The following is a 1,222-nucleotide window of genomic DNA, read 5'->3' as shown; positions in this document are numbered from 1 at the left end:
CTGCCACAATCAAATCGAGACCACATGCTTAAAGGAAAAAATATAAAAATACGAACGATAATTGAGCGAGATATTGATAGTCTGGCTTCATTATCTGGTGATATAGATAGCCTGGGTGAATATTTACCCACATCAATGGTTTCTGTAGCTAGCCTGCGAAACAGATACCATGAAAACGGATTTATTTCAGATGAATCATCGAAATTTCTAATCACAGATCACTCCGATAAAATTATTGGTTCAATCTGGGCTTTCAAATCTGTTCCGTATTTTGATGCTATAGAAGTTGGATATCATATATTCGACAAAAATAATCGTGGTAAAGGAATTGCAACACAGGCATTGACTTTGCTCACCAACTATCTATTTGAGTCAAGACAAATCAATCGTATAGAGTTACGAATCTCAACAGAAAACTCAGCTTCTGAGAAGGTCGCTAAAAAAGTTGGTTTCGTAAATGAAGGAACTAACAGAGAGGCTGCTTTTTCAAAAGGAAGGCTTCTTGATATGCACATATACGCAATTTTACGGAGCGAGTGGCAGCTAACAAGCGCATCCAGGTGACGCCTTCGGCGCACCTGATGCGGGCGTTACACGGCTAAACAATCATTTAAGAAAACATCATTATCCTAATGAATGAATTAGTAGAGTTACAGACAGAACGTTTATTGATAAGGCAATGGAAAGAAACCGATTACGCACCTTTTGCTGCAATGAGCTCCGATGAAAAAGTAATGGAGTTTTTTCCTAGCCTTTTCACAAGAGAAGAAAGTGACAACAAGGTTGATTTAAAAAGATCACTTATCCAAAAACACGGATGGGGGTTTTGGGCTCTAGAGGAGAAATCATCCAAAAACTTCCTTGGATTTACCGGCCTCCACATATCAAGCAAAGATCTTCCATTTTCTCCATGTGTTGAAATCGGATGGAGATTATCCCCAAAATATTGGGGAAAAGGTTTTGTAACAGAAGCAGCGATAGAGTGCTTACGGTTTGGTTTTGAAGAATTAAAGCTTGAGCAAATTGTTTCTTTTGCTGTAAAAAACAATTATAGATCACTTGCTGTAATGGAAAGACTTGGCATGCTAAAAGACTCAAATAACTTTGAACATCCAGGAATTCCGGCTGGTCACAAACTCAGAGAGCACAGCTTGTATCGTTTATCAAAACATCAGTGGCAAAGTGCAACCGCCGTGTAACAAGTAAATCCAGGTGACGCCTT

Annotated in this window: 2 protein-coding genes; both read left to right on the top strand. The window is 38.9% G+C overall.

Annotated features, from left to right (window positions below):
• Positions 1-564 (top strand): GNAT family N-acetyltransferase (locus ACY2RQ_RS19385; RefSeq protein ID WP_490114657.1); only part of this gene is annotated, 564 nt, incomplete at its 5' end.
• A 68-nt stretch (positions 565-632) separates the two neighbouring features.
• The gene (locus tag ACY2RQ_RS19380) at positions 633-1,199 is read left to right on the top strand and encodes a GNAT family N-acetyltransferase (protein ID WP_490114656.1); all 567 of its coding nucleotides are present in this window, start codon (positions 633-635) and stop codon (positions 1,197-1,199) included.
• The last annotated feature ends 23 nt before the right edge of the window (positions 1,200-1,222 follow it).

The organism is Parendozoicomonas sp. 209JJ7-1, from assembly GCF_058147085.1.
This window is presented reverse-complemented; position numbering and strand designations above follow the sequence as displayed.